At 41.7% G+C, this 17,325-nt stretch carries 15 protein-coding genes and 5 tRNA genes; 17 read left to right on the forward strand and 3 right to left on the reverse strand.

Annotated elements, in window-relative coordinates; genetic code table 11:
- Positions 1 to 12: 12 nt before the first annotated feature.
- The gene (gene pdsS, locus NLF92_RS00590) at positions 13 to 2,235 is read right to left on the reverse strand and encodes a proteobacterial dedicated sortase system histidine kinase (RefSeq protein ID WP_254097798.1); all 2,223 of its coding nucleotides are present in this window, start codon (positions 2,233 to 2,235) and stop codon (positions 13 to 15) included.
- A complete protein-coding gene (gene pdsR / locus NLF92_RS00595; RefSeq protein WP_254097799.1) occupies positions 2,232 to 2,930 on the reverse strand; it encodes a proteobacterial dedicated sortase system response regulator in 699 nt (232 codons plus the stop codon). The genes pdsS and pdsR overlap by 4 nt, the downstream gene beginning before the upstream one ends.
- Positions 2,931 to 3,149: 219 nt before the next feature.
- Here pdsR and NLF92_RS00600 point away from each other — a divergent pair, with 219 nt between their 5' ends.
- The 3 genes from NLF92_RS00600 to NLF92_RS00610 all read left to right on the forward strand — a co-directional run bounded on the left by NLF92_RS00600 (position 3,150) and on the right by NLF92_RS00610 (position 5,352).
- Positions 3,150 to 3,959, forward strand: coding sequence for an OmpA family protein (locus NLF92_RS00600; RefSeq protein ID WP_254097801.1), 810 nt, complete (start codon positions 3,150 to 3,152; stop codon positions 3,957 to 3,959).
- Positions 3,960 to 4,092: 133 nt separating this feature from the next.
- Entirely contained in the window at positions 4,093 to 4,806 is a 714-nt protein-coding gene (locus NLF92_RS00605) for an SIMPL domain-containing protein (protein WP_254097803.1), read from the forward strand.
- Between the two features lie 9 nt (positions 4,807 to 4,815).
- Entirely contained in the window at positions 4,816 to 5,352 is a 537-nt protein-coding gene (locus tag NLF92_RS00610; RefSeq protein WP_254097805.1) for a hypothetical protein, read from the forward strand.
- Positions 5,353 to 5,647: 295 nt separating this feature from the next.
- Here the strand turns inward: NLF92_RS00610 and NLF92_RS00615 are convergent, their stop codons facing one another.
- Positions 5,648 to 5,929 carry a helix-turn-helix domain-containing protein gene (locus NLF92_RS00615; protein ID WP_254097807.1) on the reverse strand — a complete coding sequence of 94 codons (282 nt, stop codon included), beginning with the start codon at positions 5,927 to 5,929 and terminating at the stop codon, positions 5,648 to 5,650.
- A 229-nt stretch (positions 5,930 to 6,158) separates the two neighbouring features.
- On the opposite strand from NLF92_RS00615, the gene uvrY reads away from it, so the two are divergent.
- The 14 genes from uvrY to NLF92_RS00685 all read left to right on the forward strand — a co-directional run bounded on the left by uvrY (position 6,159) and on the right by NLF92_RS00685 (position 17,325).
- On the forward strand, positions 6,159 to 6,803 hold the full coding sequence (uvrY, locus tag NLF92_RS00620; RefSeq protein ID WP_254097809.1) for a UvrY/SirA/GacA family response regulator transcription factor: 645 nt from the start codon (positions 6,159 to 6,161) through the stop codon (positions 6,801 to 6,803).
- Positions 6,803 to 8,629 carry an excinuclease ABC subunit UvrC gene (gene uvrC, locus NLF92_RS00625; protein ID WP_254097811.1) on the forward strand — a complete coding sequence of 609 codons (1,827 nt, stop codon included), beginning with the start codon at positions 6,803 to 6,805 and terminating at the stop codon, positions 8,627 to 8,629. The genes uvrY and uvrC overlap by 1 nt, the downstream gene beginning before the upstream one ends.
- Before the next feature lie 13 nt (positions 8,630 to 8,642).
- The gene (pgsA, locus tag NLF92_RS00630) at positions 8,643 to 9,209 is read left to right on the forward strand and encodes a CDP-diacylglycerol--glycerol-3-phosphate 3-phosphatidyltransferase (RefSeq protein WP_254097813.1); all 567 of its coding nucleotides are present in this window, start codon (positions 8,643 to 8,645) and stop codon (positions 9,207 to 9,209) included.
- Between the two features lie 151 nt (positions 9,210 to 9,360).
- Positions 9,361 to 9,436 (forward strand) — tRNA-Gly (locus NLF92_RS00635).
- A gap of 26 nt (positions 9,437 to 9,462) precedes the next feature.
- Positions 9,463 to 9,536 (forward strand) — tRNA-Cys (locus tag NLF92_RS00640).
- A gap of 21 nt (positions 9,537 to 9,557) precedes the next feature.
- Positions 9,558 to 9,644: transfer RNA gene (locus NLF92_RS00645), tRNA-Leu, on the forward strand.
- A gap of 31 nt (positions 9,645 to 9,675) precedes the next feature.
- Positions 9,676 to 9,751, forward strand: a tRNA-Gly gene (locus tag NLF92_RS00650).
- A 59-nt stretch (positions 9,752 to 9,810) separates the two neighbouring features.
- A tRNA-Leu gene (locus NLF92_RS00655) sits at positions 9,811 to 9,897 on the forward strand.
- Positions 9,898 to 10,154: 257 nt separating this feature from the next.
- Positions 10,155 to 11,219, forward strand: a complete 1,065-nt coding sequence (locus NLF92_RS00660) for an efflux RND transporter periplasmic adaptor subunit (RefSeq protein ID WP_254097815.1) — start codon at positions 10,155 to 10,157, stop codon at positions 11,217 to 11,219.
- Positions 11,212 to 14,334: an efflux RND transporter permease subunit gene (locus NLF92_RS00665; RefSeq protein WP_254097817.1), complete on the forward strand. Its 3,123-nt coding sequence runs from the start codon at positions 11,212 to 11,214 to the stop codon at positions 14,332 to 14,334. Before NLF92_RS00660 ends, NLF92_RS00665 begins: the two co-directional genes overlap by 8 nt.
- On the forward strand, positions 14,331 to 14,969 hold the full coding sequence (locus tag NLF92_RS00670) for a LysE family translocator (protein ID WP_254097819.1): 639 nt from the start codon (positions 14,331 to 14,333) through the stop codon (positions 14,967 to 14,969). Before NLF92_RS00665 ends, NLF92_RS00670 begins: the two co-directional genes overlap by 4 nt.
- Positions 14,970 to 15,000: 31 nt before the next feature.
- Complete coding sequence (locus NLF92_RS00675) at positions 15,001 to 15,750, forward strand: hypothetical protein (protein WP_254097821.1); 750 nt, start codon at positions 15,001 to 15,003, stop codon at positions 15,748 to 15,750.
- The gene (locus NLF92_RS00680) at positions 15,728 to 16,675 is read left to right on the forward strand and encodes a glucosaminidase domain-containing protein (protein ID WP_254097823.1); all 948 of its coding nucleotides are present in this window, start codon (positions 15,728 to 15,730) and stop codon (positions 16,673 to 16,675) included. The genes NLF92_RS00675 and NLF92_RS00680 overlap by 23 nt, the downstream gene beginning before the upstream one ends.
- Positions 16,672 to 17,325: a DUF2987 domain-containing protein gene (locus NLF92_RS00685; protein ID WP_254097825.1), complete on the forward strand. Its 654-nt coding sequence runs from the start codon at positions 16,672 to 16,674 to the stop codon at positions 17,323 to 17,325. The genes NLF92_RS00680 and NLF92_RS00685 overlap by 4 nt, the downstream gene beginning before the upstream one ends.

Consider the following 17,325-nt stretch of genomic DNA (forward strand, 5'->3'; position numbering starts at 1 on the left):
GCAGCGTTAGCATTATTGGGCGGACGTTGTCAAAGAGACGAAAGTGCTTTTTGCCTGTCCTGTTTCACTAACTTGGCCACAAAGCATTTCTGAAATTCCTATATTAAATCCATGAAATTGCGCAATCATCTTAGCAATATGAAGCCCCAAGCCTAAATGCAGCTGTGTATCATTCTCTGATTCACCTCTAATCGACACCATCGAATCAAATAAAGCCTCTGCCATGCCATGAGGTATGCCATCTCCGATGTTCTTTACGGTGAGATGGTTTTTTTGATTAAAGGAGACAGTAATTGTTGTATTGGCATGTGCAAAATCCACTGCGTTATCTAAGATTTTATCCAGCATCTGAGCAAATAGCTCTGGCGAACCATTGATAGGACGCTGACTTAACTGGGTGTCGAACTGGATTTTGAGAGATTTATCGTGAAGTGTTTGATGGGTATAACTGCCAAGATAGTTCTCTAAAAAATCTATCAACTCAAAGGATTGCTTTTCCGTGCGCTCAATAATGTGCTCTAGGCGCGTCGCTTCACTCATACTTTGTAATATATGGCTTAAACGGGCGAGTCCATCTTGTGCACGCGCCACAAACACGTGTGCTTGTTCACTGTTTTTATCTTTGACGAGCTCTAAATTCTCTAGGGATGATTTCACTACTGCAACAGGGGTTCTTAGCTCATGGGATAATCGTGATGCGACATTTTCTAAGTATTGGTTGTACTGCCCTAGGCGACTTAACATGTGCGCAAAACTGCGTGATAAGTCCCCAATTTCATCGGTTGAGGACTGAACTTGCAGCGTGCCTGTGATTTTACCGTGTTTATCGATGGCTTTATCGGTGCTGTTGCGCAAGCTACGGATACGAGATGAGATATGCGAAGCTAACCCAAATAACGCTAATGTCCCGATGACCATAATGCCAATAAAGTAAGTGAACTGCTTTTCTAGCGCTTGATTGCGAAGCGTACGAATACCGTGTGTGGTTTGCTCAACGACCACGGCTCCCATAACATCATCTGCGATAAAGACAGGGTGTGCAGCTGATAATATGACGGCTTTGTTATCTGGGCTCAAGCGCCAGTGAGTAGCAGGCTGGCCTTGTAATGCCTTATCCAGTGCCAAGCCTTCTAAGGAGACCGCACTTTCTAGCTCATCAATGTAATCTTGGGGTGGCTGGGTTAAAAGCGCATCATACAGTGGGCGCAATGCATACTCATAAATCGGTGTAAATAAGCGGTCAAGCCAAGTATCCACATCTTCACTTGGAAGCGTTGTGTATTGCTCCACGGTTTGAATATCACCTGTCCGTGCTAACACTCGTTGGTGTTTATCGACTATCCAGACCCGTGCATTGGCATAATCGAGTCCTTGAATAATTTGTTCGATTTCAGGAGAGGGTACAATCACCGTACCTAACTCATCGACGCGCTCGGGATTGGCCGTGCCCATGCTGTAACGAATGTCACGACTGACCTCATTATCGACATCGCTGATGGCAAAGGCGATATTGCCTTGCATCATAGCAAGCGGAAAGCGTAGTTCGATGCGATAACCATGTGTGGTGTTTTGCCAAAACCCTTGAATGCGTCGCTCCAGCCCTTCAGGTCGATATCGCTCCGTGGAGGTGGATGTATCCATAGGCGCTAACCGATAGGCGTTGACCCAGCCACTTTGATAAGGCGCCACAATAAAACGTTGAAATTGCCCAAACTCATCGCGCATCGCAATTTGCAAAAAATCATTTTTATGAATGCTGAGCATGTTTTCATTACGATTGATTACCACATCATCAACTACATCAAACATTGCATATAAATACCGACCGTACTGGCCGACCATATGGGTAAATGCCAAGCTTTCGGGGATATATTGCGTGGATTGCTCTATGAGTCTGGTGTCATCATACTCAATAAACTGCGCTTGATACGAGGACCAATCTTGAAGTGCGCCGTCAAGGCGAATGGGCTGATTGATTTGGGGAGCATAGAGATCCTTTCCCGGCTCAATGTCATTTAAAAACGCGGATTCTTTGGCAAATAAACTAGGACGCTCATGCATCACCGTCGCAACAGAGCGTGCCGTACCCACCAATGTTTGTTCTTGGCCAATGCGTAAATAGGTTTCTAACTCCCACACATATTGATACCCAAGATAGGGAATGGCGAATAAAAAGGAGGAGAAGACAAGAATTTTCGCCTGTAACCCGACGCGAATGCGTTTTGGCCATCTCACAGACGCCACCGATAACCCATGCCGTACACCGTTTCTAGCGCATCAAAGTCAGTATCTATGTGCACAAACTTTTTGCGAATGCGCTTGATGTGGGAGGTGATAGTAGTGTCATCGACCACCATTTTAGAGGCTGACATCAACTGGTCTCGACTTTTGACATGCCCAGGGCGTTCGATAATGGCAAACAATATCCAAAACTCGGTGACGGTTAGCACGATGGAGGTCTCTTGCCATGTAACTGTCATACGGTGTTTATCAACCACTAAATCCCCAATGTTGATGGTTTCTGATTCAGATGCTTCAGGTGTAGGCATTTGCTGGAGTTCAGTACGGCGAAACAGTGCAGCAACTCGCGCAAGCATATGTGCTAACGAGATGTCTTTGGTGAGATAGTCATCAGCGCCCATACGCAGGCCACTGATGGTATCAATGTCATTGTCTCGTGCGGTAAAAAACATAATGGGCAGGCTAGCTGATTGCTGTCTTAAAAACTGACACACGGCAAATCCACCATCATGCTCATGCCCTAAACCAATATCAATAATGGCCAAATCAGGCAATGATTGGGTAAATGCCGCTTGCGCAGATGTTCGGTCTACATAGGTGCTGACCTCATACCCTTGCGCGGTGAGGGCGGCGATGTAGTTTTCACGTAATGCCAAATCGTCTTCTACTAAGGCAATGTGTTTTGCCATAAATAATCAGCTTTTCAATGTGTTACTTCATAAGATGTATTCACTATAACGATTTTTTCATTTCTCGCTAGCCCCAAACCGCAATTTCCATATTTTCGCCACAATTGCTCACCACATTGCCATATTTGAACGCTTAAATGGCCATGTTCCTCCTGTTTAATGGCGCCTATCGAAACACAAATTGATAAACAACTACTTTACAAATAAAGGACATTAGATATGAAAAAAACCTACTTACTTTCGACTCTCGCGCTTGCCATGAGCTCAACTTCGCTTTATGCCGCACCGCAAAACACACACGCACCTGATGCTCCAACACCTTTGGTGGAGCCTGTACCGTCGTATTATGGCGTTGGCACAGGGGCGGTGATTGGGACGCTAGTGGGAGGCCCCATTGGCTTGGTATTAGGCAGTGCCTTTGGTGGCATGGTTGTTGATGATATCAATACGCACAATGAAATAGAAACCTTACAGGCGTTGCATGCCAAGCAAGCGCAGCTGATTGCATCACAGCAAACCGAGCTTGCTCAGCTAAGCGATAAAATCAGTACTGAGGCCGCCACGTATGCACAGGTCAGTCTGAACCAGACACCAGCAACGAAAGCGATTATCCCTGAGTTACTGACCCACATTCAGTTCGCCACAGGCGCAAGTACGATTTCACCTATTTATCAGCCTCAGTTGGATTTGTTGGTTGAACTATTAGCAAGTCATGATAATTGGCTAGTGACACTCACTGGGCATGCCGATATGCGCGGGGATGATGCCTTTAACTATGACTTATCTCGTTCACGTGCACAAAAGGTGAAAGACTATTTAACGCAAGGCTTGCAAGCCAAGCTTGGCAATAACAAAACGCCCAACATCATGGTGAAAGGTGCAGGCGAGGCGCAAACCGCTCAGGCGAATATGACGGACACTGCATTAGATATGACTGAATTAGATATTGATATGGAGCAGTTGATGTTTGACCGTCGCGTGTCTATCGATATTCGTCCCGTTTCCGATGTACAAGTCGCACAGCAATAACCCTCCGCCTAACAATCAAGTGGAGCTCGTGTTTAATGGACGTATGGCAAAGGACTGCACTTTTATTCAATGGGTTAATCCAGCGATTGCTCAATCTACTTTTTATTTTTAACAAACCATCTAGGACACTATCATGATGTTAAAACAGTACAACATGCTTTTTATTGCCATCGGCATTGCGTTGGCAGGATTTTTTATCAGCCAAACGCTCGTGAAATCCAACGAATCATTCAATACCATTCGTGTGAAAGGCTTAGCCGAGCGCGAAGTTAAAGCCGACACGGCATATTGGACGGTCAGTAAAGGACTTAAGACGAGTGATGATTCAATCAGTACCGAATATTTGTATCAGCAATACGAAAAAGATACCCAAGCAGTATACGACGCACTAATCGCACAAGGGTTTACCCCTGATGAGGTTGAGATTGATGTGGCGAATATCACCTTTTACGATCTGCGCGATGAAGATAATAACTTAGTAGAAACCAAACGCACCCTCACGGGAGATATCAACATTATTACTAATAATGTCGATTTGGTAAAAACCTCTCGCACATCACTCAATCAACTCATTGCCAAGGGCATTGCTTTGACCAATAAGGAGCCTGAATATCATTTCACACAGCTAAACGCCATCAAACCGGACATGATAAAAGAAGCGACGCAAAACGCGCGTATAGCTGCGCAAGAATTTGCGGATAATGTGGGGGCGGATATTGGCGGTATTCGAGATGCCTCGCAAGGTCGGTTTACGATTTTGGATATTGGGGAGTCGTACTCGGACACCAAAAAGCTCACTAAAACGGTTCGAGTAGTCACAAGCGTTGAATATTATTTGGATAATTAGGAAATGAACATGAAATACCGATATCTCCTCACCATCTTATGGTTGATAGTCCCAAACGCACAAGCTCACGAGCCAGACTCATTTGAGATGAGTTTTGCGAATTGGTTGGCGCATCATGAATCGATTCAAGTCACAGAGGCGAGTGTCAAGGTTTCCTGTACCCTAAGACAAGGGGTGCATGGCAAATATATAGATATTCCACTAGGTAATACGCTAGACATTCACCGAACGCTTTATGATGAGAGCTACAATATTGCGGCCTCTGGCTGGCTAAATACCTTTGCAGTAAAATCGGGAAATGTAGAGATTATGCTTCATCATAGCAAACCCGTGTTGCCACGAAATCAGTACTACGATGAGAAACTCTATTTGTTTATTGAGGAGTTGAAACGCACCGGAAAGTTTGAATATATCTACGAATTAAACACGCACCGGCATGGCCATGTTTTATTAAGTACATTACAAGGCAATCGTGTTGTCCCTGGTGGTTACCATTTTCGAGTATCGCTTGAAAATCCAGGCGATGTGGCTACCTGCTTGGAGTAATAATACGCCCCATATTTATTGATGTGTATGCCACAGATAAAAGATATGGGGGGTTAGTATTTGCTATTCCCAAGTTTCCTTGCAAGCTTTACAACTGCTAAGCGCGGGTTTTTTGTTTGTCGAGAAATAATTGTCTTATGGACTATTAGACGGCTATGAGCTTTTATATTAAATGGGGGGGGTGCTTAATCGCTGATGGAAATTTTGCTTACTTTGTGAATAAAGCCTTAAAAATAAGACACAAAAAAACCAACGTAAGTTGGCTTCTTTTAATTGATAAGGTTAGATTAAAGCATTAATCTTGTAAAAGGTTTTTCACGATTTCTGCGACTTGCTCAGGTAAATGTTCTTTTTGGAATGTCTCTTTTTCTTTGTCAGTTGTCATATGACGCTCTAATATTGAAATACAACGTACCCAGTTTTCAATAGTTAACTTAGAATGTCCTGATTCGTAATTTTGAATGGTCCGCTCTGTAACACCTAATATGTAAGCCATGTGCGCACGGGTATAAGAAAAAGAATGTCTAATGTTTCTTAATATATGCCCGAGATGTTCTGGATGGTTAATGTATGTCACAATTAAAACCTTATTTATATTTGTTTTCAGTATAGACTCAATGCACTTAATAACAAGTTAATTCGCCATTAAAAACGTAAGCGAACAACTAAAGTATGTATGTGGCAATTATATATATAGTCTGTAGGGCATAATCGAAAATTTTTTTCGTGATTAGTGATTCTTTTCGTGTTTTAATGTGTTTACAATGGCAAAGGATGCCATACATTTTCTTTATAGGATGTACATTGTGGTAAAAATATTAATAGTCGACGATCATGAGCTAGTCCGAACAGGCTTACGTTTGATACTAGAAGAAGTGCCCGAGTTTGAGGTGGTTGGTGAAGCCAAAAGTGGTGAAGACGGTTTGCGTTTTTGTCGCAAAGACGCACCCGACGTTGTTCTGATGGATGTGAACATGCCCGGCATTGGTGGCCTCGAAGCAACTAAACAGATTGTTAGATTATCTGAAAATACACGTGTTATTTGCTTATCAATGCACACTGAGAACCCGATCCCAGCTAAAGTCATGCAAATGGGCGCTTATGGTTTTGTGACCAAGGATGCTGTTCCAGAAGAAATGATATTAGCGATCCACAAAGTGGCAGCTGGTCAGAAATACGTAGCACCAGAAATTGCACAGCAGATTGCGATTGGTAAATTGGACATGGATGATAAAAATCCATTTGAACAGTTATCTGACCGAGAGTTAGAAATTATGCTTATGTTAGTCAAAGGGCAAAGGGTCCCGGAAATTGCTGGTTCTTTTAATATCAGTGCAAAAACGGTGAACACCTATCGCTATCGCATGTTTGATAAATTAAATATCAACACGGATGTTGAGTTAACGCATTTAGCTATTCGCTATAAGTTGATTTCCTCCGAAGCGTTGTAATGCCATCGAAAAACGAATTTGACTATAAAAAGTTCTTAGACAAACTAACTTCATCTCCTGGAGTCTACCGGATGTATAACCTCGATGCAGAGGTTATATACGTCGGTAAAGCGAAAAACCTCAAAAAACGCGTTTCTTCATATTTTGTCAAATCTCATAATAACAAAACATCTGCACTAGTTAGCCATATTGCGAGTATGGATGTCACCGTTGTCTCTAGTGAAACTGAAGCATTTATTCTTGAAAACAATTTTATAAAGAAATATAAGCCTAAGTATAATGTCTTACTCAAGGATGATAAATCTTACCCCTTTATTCATATCTCTGACCATAAACACCCTAAGATAAGTGTCCATAGAGGTCCCCAAAAAGCGAAAGGTGATTATTTTGGGCCGTACCCTAGTGCTTGGTCAGTTCGCGAAAGTTTGCGTTCGTTTCAAAAAATTTTTCAAGTTCGACAATGCGAAGATGCATATTACAGAGCACGTTCTCGTCCGTGTTTACAGCATCAAATGGCGCGTTGTTCAGCTCCTTGTGTCGAGGGATTTGTGACGGATCAAGAATACAGCGAGCAAGTTTTACTTACCAAGTTATTTTTAAAGGGCAAAGATCAACAGGTCATTGAAAACCTCGTTGGCAAAATGGAAGAGGCGAGTCAGGCTTTAAACTTCGAGTCGGCTGCACGCTACAGAGACCGCATTTCCGCTCTCAGAAAAGTTCAAGAACAACAATGGGTGAGTGGTAGTCAGGCTGAGCTAGATGTGTTTGGTTTTGCATATAAACACGGTACGGCGTGTATTCAAGCGATGTTTATTCGTGACAGTAAGTTACTTGGTGCAAAATCTTACTTCCCTAAAATTCCCAAAGTATTGGATGAAGAAGCAATTTTTCAAGGTTTTCTCTTACAGTTTTACTTAGCCGGGAATAAAAGTATCCCCAAACAAATAGTTATCCCTATCACTTTAACCGATGCAAATGCGATAGCTGCAGCATTAAGTGAAAAAGCCGGTTACAAAGTATCTTTATTCCAAGGTGTTCGTGAAGAGAAACGTCGCTACCTTGATTTGGCTAATAAAAATGCACAAAACGCATTAGATAGTCAGCATACACAAAAACAATCCGTCTTAGCTCGTTATCTTGATTTAGAAAATACGCTGGACCGAGATACGCCGATTCAACGTATGGAGTGTTTTGACATATCCCACACGTCAGGCGAACAAACCGTTGCTTCTTGTGTGGTGTTCAATCGTGATGGACCTCTCACTCAAGATTATCGCAGATACAACATTGAAGGGATCACGGGTGGCGATGATTATGCTGCAATGGCTCAAGTGTTAGCTCGACGCTACAAATACACTCAGCAAGATGAGGATAAAATTCCAGATATCGTTTTTATAGATGGCGGAAAAGGGCAGTTAGCCCAAGCAGAAAAACATTTTGCAAATTGGCCTTTTGCGAAAATGCCTTTGTTAATAGGTGTGGCAAAAGGAACCTCTCGGAAAGCGGGATTAGAAAAACTCATACTAGCAGGCTCTCATGAAACCATCCCAATGAATCCTGATCAACCTGGCCTACATTTGATTCAGCATATTCGCGATGAATCACATAGATTTGCTATTGCTGGTCATAGAAGTCGTCGTCAAAAAGTGAAAACGACGTCATCACTTGAACAAATACCTGGTGTGGGAGCTAAACGTCGGCAAAGTTTGTTAAAGTACATGGGTGGCTTACATGGCTTGAAGCGTGCTAGTATGGCGGAAATTCAGAAAGTGCCCGGCATAAGTGCAGAATTAGCTGAGACGATTTATGACCATTTGCACGCATAAATAAAGACGTACTATGTATACCATTCCAAATTTACTCACCATGTTCCGTGTTGTTCTTATTCCTGTTTTCGTGACGGTATATTTTTTAGATTATGCCTATGCCAAAGAATTAGGCGCCTTTATCTTTTGGTTTGCAGCAATCACTGATTGGTTTGATGGTTACTTGGCACGAAAATTACAACAAAGCAGTGCATTTGGTGCATTTCTTGACCCTGTTGCAGATAAATTAATTGTAGCAACCGCATTGTTAATGATCACTCATACCTACAATGATTTGTGGATAACCCTGCCAGCGATTCTGTTGCTTGCTCGTGAAGTCTATATATCATCTTTACGAGAATGGATGGGACAGCAAGGGCTAAGTGCCAACGTACAAGTCTCTTTCATTGGTAAACTGAAAACCACTGCACAAATGTTAGCATTGATAGGTTTATTATCAGGTTTGGAATATTTTATGGGGTATCGTATTTATTGGGTATCACTTGGTTATATTATGCTTTATATCGCAACTGTTCTTTCTTTATGGTCCATGTGGATCTATACAAAAGCGGCCTGGCCTCATATTTCAGCACGCAGCTGAACGCCATTTATACATATTGCATAAAAATAAAGCATACGAGCAGATATTTGTAAGAAACACGAAAAAAATACACTTTTGCTGTTGACAGTTTTGCTCCTACAGGTAGAATGCACGCACTCTTTGATGAGACGCCATCTCTTCAAATGACTTAGCGGGAATAGCTCAGCTGGTAGAGCACAACCTTGCCAAGGTTGGGGTCGCGAGTTCGAATCTCGTTTCCCGCTCCAACTTCTTTTAGTTGGTATTACATTCTGGCGGAATGGCAGAATGGCTATGCAGCGGATTGCAAATCCGTGGATCTCGGTTCGACTCCGGGTTCCGCCTCCACTTTACTCGAAAGAGCACCTTGCCCGGGTGGTGAAATTGGTAGACACAAGGGATTTAAAATCCCTCGCTGGTAACAGCGTGCCGGTTCAAGTCCGGCCCTGGGCACCATTAGTGGAACAATTTAATTTAAGTTTTCTTAGCGGGAATAGCTCAGCTGGTAGAGCACAACCTTGCCAAGGTTGGGGTCGCGAGTTCGAATCTCGTTTCCCGCTCCAAATTCTTATCATAAGTACCAATACTTATGTATCACGAATCGCCTTTGGGCGCATCCTTTGCCCGGGTGGTGAAATTGGTAGACACAAGGGATTTAAAATCCCTCGCTGGTAACAGCGTGCCGGTTCAAGTCCGGCCCTGGGCACCATTACATTATACAAGTTATATATAAATATCTTCTCCTAAATACTTCATGTATCAATAGTCCACAGTTATTGAGCATTGCTTTTTTGTAACGTTTGCTACAGTTCATATCTCACATGATTGTTTACCTCCTGTATTGAAGTTTGTTATTAATCCTTTGGTTTGTATCGCATTTTCTGTTTAAGTTTCGTTTTACATGAATCTAATTTGCTACATTCAATGTATAATGTTGGTCTACTATTTATTTTTTTGGAAATGTCTATGCAAGTCAAAAAGTGGCTTATCACACTATTTATTTCTTTTGCTCTTCTAATCGCCCTCGGTTTTATTAAGTTTACCCAAATCCAAGCCGCTATTGCATTCGGCGAATCATTTCCTGAACCAAGTGAAACAGTCAACGTAAGCCCGCTGACACCCGTTAATTGGCAAGCAACTTATCAAGTCTCAGGTTTGGTTAAACCTACTCAAGAAGTTACATTAATGTCTGAGTTTTCAGGTGTAATAACCGAAGTAAATGCTGTTTCAGGTGAACAAGTGAAGGCACAGACAACATTTATTACACTTTCCTCATCCCAAGAAGAATCTCAATTAGCTGCGATAGAGGCAAAAATTGCGTTAGCAAAAATTAATGTACAAAGGGCAACTCAATTATTTCAACAAAATGCTACAGGCCAACAAGCCTTGGACATTGCTAATGCAGAATTAATTGTTGCAGAAGCTGAATACGCGGCAGTACGTGCTTTAATCGAAAAAAAATCTATTCGTTTTCCTTTTTCTGGGAAGCTTGGTTTACATGAATTAACGGTTGGACAATTTATCCAAGCACAGACTCCATTAGTCAGTTTGTTTAATGAAAACGCTGGTTATTGGGTCGATTTTTCTATTCCTTTAGATAAGGCTTCTTGGTTATCAGATGACATGCAATTAAGCATTAATGAACAGTCAGTCACAGTAAAATTAGTATCTAGTGCGAATCAAGTTTCAAAAATGACACGAAAATTAACTTATCGTTATGCGATTACTGAAGGGCCTTTATTTAAAGGGAATATGCAAGTCAATATTTCTTTAAGTAACCCTCAACAACATACAGCGCTTCGTTTACCGTCGATTGCATTGCGCTATGACCCCATTGGTACGTATATTTATGGGGTAGTGGAAGATGATAGTGGCCAAACACGTGCACAGCGTTTTGATGTGAATGTGTTGGAGCAAAAAACAAATCACATTATAGTCGAGAATAACTTACCACAAACGCTCTTGGTTGCTACGGATGGGGCGTTTAAACTCAGTCCGAATTTGTTAGTGAAGGTTGCTAACGATGAATAGTTCAGAAATCTCTGCTTATCAAAAGTCATCATGGTTAGATGTATTTAGCACTAAACCTGTCATTGCGATTGTGTTATCACTCGCTATTCTGTTAATCGGTTTACGCTCTTTACAGCAAATACCTGTTTTACAATTTCCTCAAATTGCCAGTGCTTCGATTCAGATCACCACGCCGTATATCGGCGCTTCAGCTGAAGTTGTCCAAGGGTTTATTACTGATCCTATAGAACGTGCTGCAAGTGCTATACCTGGTGTTGATTATGTTGATTCAGCTACTACGCCTGGTTTGAGTCGCGTTACAGTTTGGTTAAATCTCAATGTGGATAGTGCGAAAGCATTGGCTGAACTTTCGGCTCGTTTGGACCAAATTCGCTTTGAATTACCTGAAGCAGCAGAAGATCCGGCTATTCAAGTTGTACGAGCAGATCGTCCTTTTGCAGTATTTTATTTAACCGTCAATTTTGCAGAGTCCAACGGCAGGATAACTCGTACAGAAGCTACGGATTATCTAACGCGACAAGTTGTTCCTGTCTTATCCACTATTCCTGATGTACAAAGAGTGGGAATTGAGGGGGCCCGTTCACCAGCTATGCGTATTTGGCTAGACATGCCTAAACTCCAATCTTTGAATATTTCTCCTGACACTGTACAGCAAGCGCTGCGAGCTAATAATTTATTGGCTACGCTAGGCCAGACAGAAAATGCAAGTGGTCGTTTAAGCTTAATGACGAATACTAATTTACAAACGATATCGGAGTTTTCAGATGTAATTATTGAACAACGCGGGGATACATTTATCCGAGTCCGTGATGTTGCGATTATTGAGTTAGCTGAAGAAGAAGGGGAGTCATCTGCTCGTTTGAACAAGAATACCGTGTTGTATTTATCGGTATGGCCTGTTCCAGGAGCTAATGAGCTTGCTATCGGTGACGAACTCTATCAACGGGTCGCACAACTCAACACAGTATTACCTGCAGGTATGTCTATTTCTGATGGTTATGATGGCACCATTTATATGCGTAGTGCCTTACAAGAGATTTTTCTCACCCTAGTCGAAACGATTATCTTGGTGGGGCTAGTAGTACTTATTATGATGGGGTCATTAAGAACAGCACTCGTTCCTTTGATAACGATCCCAATTTCCATTCTAGGGGCGATTGCCGCGATTTATGCTATGGGGTTTACACTGAATCTGCTAACGGTTCTAGCCATCGTGTTATCAGTTGGTTTAGTGGTAGATGACGCCATCGTTGTTGTGGAAAATGTGGGACGCCATATGCGTAATGGTATGAGTCGGATTGATGCGGCTTTAATCAGCTCAAGACAGCTTTTAACCCCTATCATCACTATGACAATCACACTCGCTGCAGTGTATGCCCCAATCGGATTACTAGGTGGTTTAACCGGTGCATTATTTAAAGAGTTTGCTTTTACGTTGGCCATTGCTGTTCTGCTTTCAGGAATAGTCGCACTGACACTTTCACCGATCATGAGTGCTTATGCCAATGCCGAAGAAGGGAAAGAAGGGCGATTAACGCAACGTATCAATGCTTTTTTTGGATCGTTATCTGAAATCTATGGTCGTTATTTACGATGGTCTTTGGGCTGGCAACGTCAAATCATTTTTATGGCTGTATTTCTGTCGCTATTAGTTGTACCGTTTTATCTCATTGCATTAAAAGAATTGGCACCCACCGAAGACCAATCCAGCATATCTGTTATCGTAGAAGCACCGCCAGAAGCTTCTTTAGAGTACAGTGAAAAGCAAATGAATGACGTTGTAGATACAATGTTTGCTCTACCGGGAAGTGTTTTTATGTGGCAACTGGTCAACCCCGGTGCAACCTTCGGTGGTATGGATTTTGTAGAACCAGAGCAACGAGACCAACACATTCAAGACCTTTATTGGGATGCATTTTTCTCTCTTAATACGGTACCAGGTGTAAAAGCCTTTCCGGTGTTGGATTCTGCGCTACCTACAGCTGGTAATTTTGGTGTGGAGTTAGTCGTTATGAGTACACAATCGCATGCCGTTATGCAGCCATATCTTGAAAAAATCCTAGAAAACGCGCGGGCTACTGGAGAGTTTTTATTTGTAGACTCTGATTTGAAAATTGATTTACCGATGGCTCGGATATTGTTGAACAAAGAAAAAATCGCTGATTTAGCAATGGATCTTAGCAGTGTTTCTCATCAGCTTAGTGTTTTACTGTCTGGCAATTTCGTTAATCGTTTTGACCTGTTAGGTAAAGCTTATCGCGTTATCCCTATGGTAGAGCCTGAGGCACGACAATCACTATATGCTATCTTGAATATGCCGTTACTCACCCCTAACCAAGATTGGATTACCTTCTCTGATATTGCTGATATAAACATGGAAGTTGGACCTCGAGTGTTGTCCAAATTTCAACAAAAGAATGCCTTCAGAATTTTTGCGGGTCCGCGGCCAGATATTACTAAGGAAGCGGGTTTAGCAAGGCTTGAACAAATTACCAAAGAGATTATTCCTAGCAGTTATAATATGGACTATGCGGGTGAGTCTAGAGAAATACGTCGAGACGGAAACTCACTAGAAGAAGTGTTGTTCATCGCTCTAATATTTGTGTTTTTATTATTGGCTATCCAGTTTAACTCGTTTAGGGATCCCCTTGTTGTGTTACTTGGTTCAGTTCCTTTAGCACTATCTGGAGCCTTGTTGTTTGCATTTTTAGACTTCACAACAATCAATATATATTCTCAGGTCGGCTTTATTACCTTGGTAGGGTTAGTAGCAAAAAATGGTATTCTTATCGTCGAGTTTGCTAAACATATGCAAGAACAAGGTTACCAAAAATTAGCAGCGATTGAGGCGGCTGCCAAAACTCGTTTGCGTCCGGTCTTGATGACCACAGCCGCGACAGTATTGGGGCATTTCCCTTTGATTTTAGTGACCGGTGCCGGTGCTGAGTCCCGTAATAGTATTGGGATTATACTGGTGGCAGGTATGTTGTTAGGCACTTTGTTTACGTTATTGGTGTTACCAACGATTTATATGGTGATTGCGAAAAACAGACATGGCAAATTAGCCCGTCCCGTAAGTACCAGTTCCTCTGTTGCTAATGAACGTTCACTATGACAAATGTTTGGTTAGAATTTACTACGATAGCGTTAGTGCATTTATTAGCAGTTGCTAGTCCTGGGCCTGATTTCGCTGTCGTATTAAAAGTGGCATTAACGCAACCGCGTCGAATTGCTATATATACGAGTATTGGGATCGGGGTAGGGATCCTAATTCATGTGATTTATTCCTTACTAGGTATTAATATTCTGTTCAAGACGACCCCTTGGTTGTACCAAGTATTATTGTGGTGCTGTGCTGTTTATCTGCTTTACATTGGTATTAACGCCATACAGGCAAGCAAACAGTCCGAGAATGTTTCACTACAAGGGCCAGCCTCAAACGAGTCAACCACCATGTCTGCAGCGGCAGGGTTTAAACTGGGTTTTATCACCAATGGTCTCAACCCAAAGGCATCATTGTTTTTTCTTTCCTTGTTCACTGTCGTAATTGAGCCATCTACACCCCTTATGATGAAATCACTTTATGGTATTTATTTGGCTACCGCTACAGGCTTGTGGTTTTGCATGTTAAGTGTTTTGTTAACACACCCTATCGTGCAACGAAAAATACAAAGTTATGCTCATTGGATAGACAGGTTCATGGGTGGCATATTAATCGTGATAGCATTGAGTTTGGTCGTTAACTGGTAGATAATGACGAAAAGGTCAAATAATAGAAATTATGCAATCGTTCAAGCAACATACTCCCAATACTCAAGCCATCAAAGCAGCCCTGGCGAAAACGACTCAAATAGATGTTTTATCACTCCTCAAAGAGAGCCACCCTTTAGTACTGGGCAAAATACCTGTTTTTGTGGGAGCACTGTTACTGGTGTTTTTGGGAATGTCAGTACTGGGGATGATTGTGTTATCTTTTTTTGAAATCACTGACCCCTTTGCGATTGAGCAATCCTTGCAGTTAAAATTAGAGATTTTCTTTTCTTTTGCTCTAGCACCACTCTTTACCGGTTTGTTGATGATGGGCGTTCGTGGAGCAAATAATAAATCCTTACAACCGTTAGATATTTTGGCTTATTTCCCGCGCATTTTTGTTTTAGGGTTAACTTCGGTGTTTTTGAGCATGTGGATCAGTGTTGGCATGGTACTGTTAGTCGTACCAGGGATATACTTACTTATCGCCACTATGTTTGTTTTACCATTGATAGCCGAAAAGAGAATGAAACCCCTTGCAGCTGTGTATTTGTCTATACGTGTAGTCAATAACTATTTTTCGCAAATGGCATTGTTTAATTTGTTGTTTTTAGGTGGTCTATTTTTAGGGATTGCTACATTTGGCATTCTACTCATTTACATCTTACCCATGTATTACATTTTAAAGGGCAAAATCTATATTGCTTTGTTTGGGATGTCCGATAAAGATGATATTGACACTCTAGAAGAGCGTAAGGATGACGCAACTTTTGCCGCTTAAACTAATGAAACTATTCCTCATCATATTGTTTGCTTATTTGGCGGTATATCCCGTTGTGCAGCATTACAAAAAAGCTGAGGGTTTACCAACGGAAGTCCCAGTAACAAAAGCTGTAATAGGACATCCTAGCATTACTACACAATCATCAGTACAACCACTGAGCCCTGAACTCATTCAGCAGATTGAAAAACAAATCATTCATCATGATATAAGTGAGTTCAACTTGTCCTTAGCTGAGGGGGCTATAAATTTGCAACCAACCTTTCAGGTAGTTGAGCCTATCCCTGATTTTGCAGCCATCGTAGATGTAAAAACCAAGAAAAAACTCTACTTTAAGTACATTAAAACTACTGCGATGGATATCAATGCCGTTATTGCACTGCAGAGGCAGTTTGTTCTGGATCAGATGAAAAATATACAAAACCTGCAAAACCAAAATGCAGACATCATTGCTGCATGGTCTTTTTTATTACAAGAGTATCGGGTCAAAGCCAAGACGTTTATAGCACAGCGTGAACAGCTGCTTGCTAAAATTAATGTTATTCCTGTCAGTTTAGTTCAAGTCCAGACTGCCAATGAATCAGGTTGGGGGATGTCACGCTTTGCCGTTCAGGGCTACAACTTCTTTGGCCTTTGGTGTTATCAAAAAGGATGCGGTTTTGTTCCTGCAGCCAGAGACGCTGACGCTTCTCATGAAGTGGCCAAGTTTGCGTCACTCCCAGAAGCAATGTATGCCTATATGCGCAATCTAAATCGCAACAATGCTTATGAGGCGATGCGCGATATACGTACTCAAAATATTACTCTAGATGATTTTGATTTAGCCTATGCCATGATTAATGGTTTACGCGCATACTCCCAACGAGGAGATGCATATATAGAAGAATTACACGCTATGCTGCGCGTAAATAAGGATTTATTATGAAATTATTACCGTATTTTTTAACGCTTGCGACTATTGTCATGGTAGGGACAAGTCACGTTACACTGGCGGAAACTCTAGAAGTGGAGTACAAACGTTTTTATAGTCATACCAAAAAGTTAAATAACGAAGATACCCAAGATCTACAATTTGCTTTTGGCTTTATCAACGTGCGCAAACCTGGCGTGTTATGTACCGTTCATTCCGCTGAGGTAGTGACACAAAAAGTGACGTTACCCTTGAATGTTAGCCCTGAATATCGATTTACCGTACCGACAGAAAAGGCCCTGAAGTTAGCTGAAGCTAAGATCCGGATTGATTTGGCTGAAAATGCCAATCAATGCGATATGAGTGTACAACTAGAAACTACTAAAGCACTTTTGAAAACAACGTATAACACTTCGGAACTTAATAACATATATCAGCAATATTCAGCGTTTTTTAATGCCATGGGCAGTTTTATGTCTTTTATGATGCCAAGTGTTGAAGGGATTAATTTCCAGTTTTCAGATCCGAATCTGGATATTGTGATCAATAATGACTTACGTATAGAGCAAGGTATGTTAAGAATTAAGAAACCGCAGCTAGCTCAGCTGAAACAATTAAATCTTCCTGTTAAGCCGTTACGCATAACCGCTCTAACTGCAAAATGA

The sequence above is a fragment of the Opacimonas viscosa genome (assembly GCF_024199005.1).
In the GTDB taxonomy this organism is placed as follows: Bacteria; Pseudomonadota; Gammaproteobacteria; order Enterobacterales; family Alteromonadaceae; genus Opacimonas; species Opacimonas viscosa.

Bases quoted from the DNA above. Each gene is read 5' to 3' on its own strand.
- NLF92_RS00675 (WP_254097821.1), top strand. From the start codon at position 15,001: ATGCAATCGTTCAAGCAACATACTCCCAATACTCAAGCCATCAAAGCA.
- NLF92_RS00670 (WP_254097819.1), top strand. From the start codon at position 14,331: ATGACAAATGTTTGGTTAGAATTTACTACGATAGCGTTAGTGCATTTA.
- NLF92_RS00680 (WP_254097823.1), top strand. From the start codon at position 15,728: ATGACGCAACTTTTGCCGCTTAAACTAATGAAACTATTCCTCATCATA.
- NLF92_RS00665 (WP_254097817.1), top strand. From the start codon at position 11,212: ATGAATAGTTCAGAAATCTCTGCTTATCAAAAGTCATCATGGTTAGAT.
- pgsA (WP_254097813.1), top strand. From the start codon at position 8,643: ATGTATACCATTCCAAATTTACTCACCATGTTCCGTGTTGTTCTTATT.
- NLF92_RS00610 (WP_254097805.1), top strand. From the start codon at position 4,816: ATGAAATACCGATATCTCCTCACCATCTTATGGTTGATAGTCCCAAAC.
- uvrC (WP_254097811.1), top strand. From the start codon at position 6,803: ATGCCATCGAAAAACGAATTTGACTATAAAAAGTTCTTAGACAAACTA.
- NLF92_RS00605 (WP_254097803.1), top strand. From the start codon at position 4,093: ATGATGTTAAAACAGTACAACATGCTTTTTATTGCCATCGGCATTGCG.
- NLF92_RS00660 (WP_254097815.1), top strand. From the start codon at position 10,155: ATGCAAGTCAAAAAGTGGCTTATCACACTATTTATTTCTTTTGCTCTT.
- NLF92_RS00685 (WP_254097825.1), top strand. From the start codon at position 16,672: ATGAAATTATTACCGTATTTTTTAACGCTTGCGACTATTGTCATGGTA.
- NLF92_RS00600 (WP_254097801.1), top strand. From the start codon at position 3,150: ATGAAAAAAACCTACTTACTTTCGACTCTCGCGCTTGCCATGAGCTCA.
- pdsR (WP_254097799.1), bottom strand. From the start codon at position 2,930: ATGGCAAAACACATTGCCTTAGTAGAAGACGATTTGGCATTACGTGAA.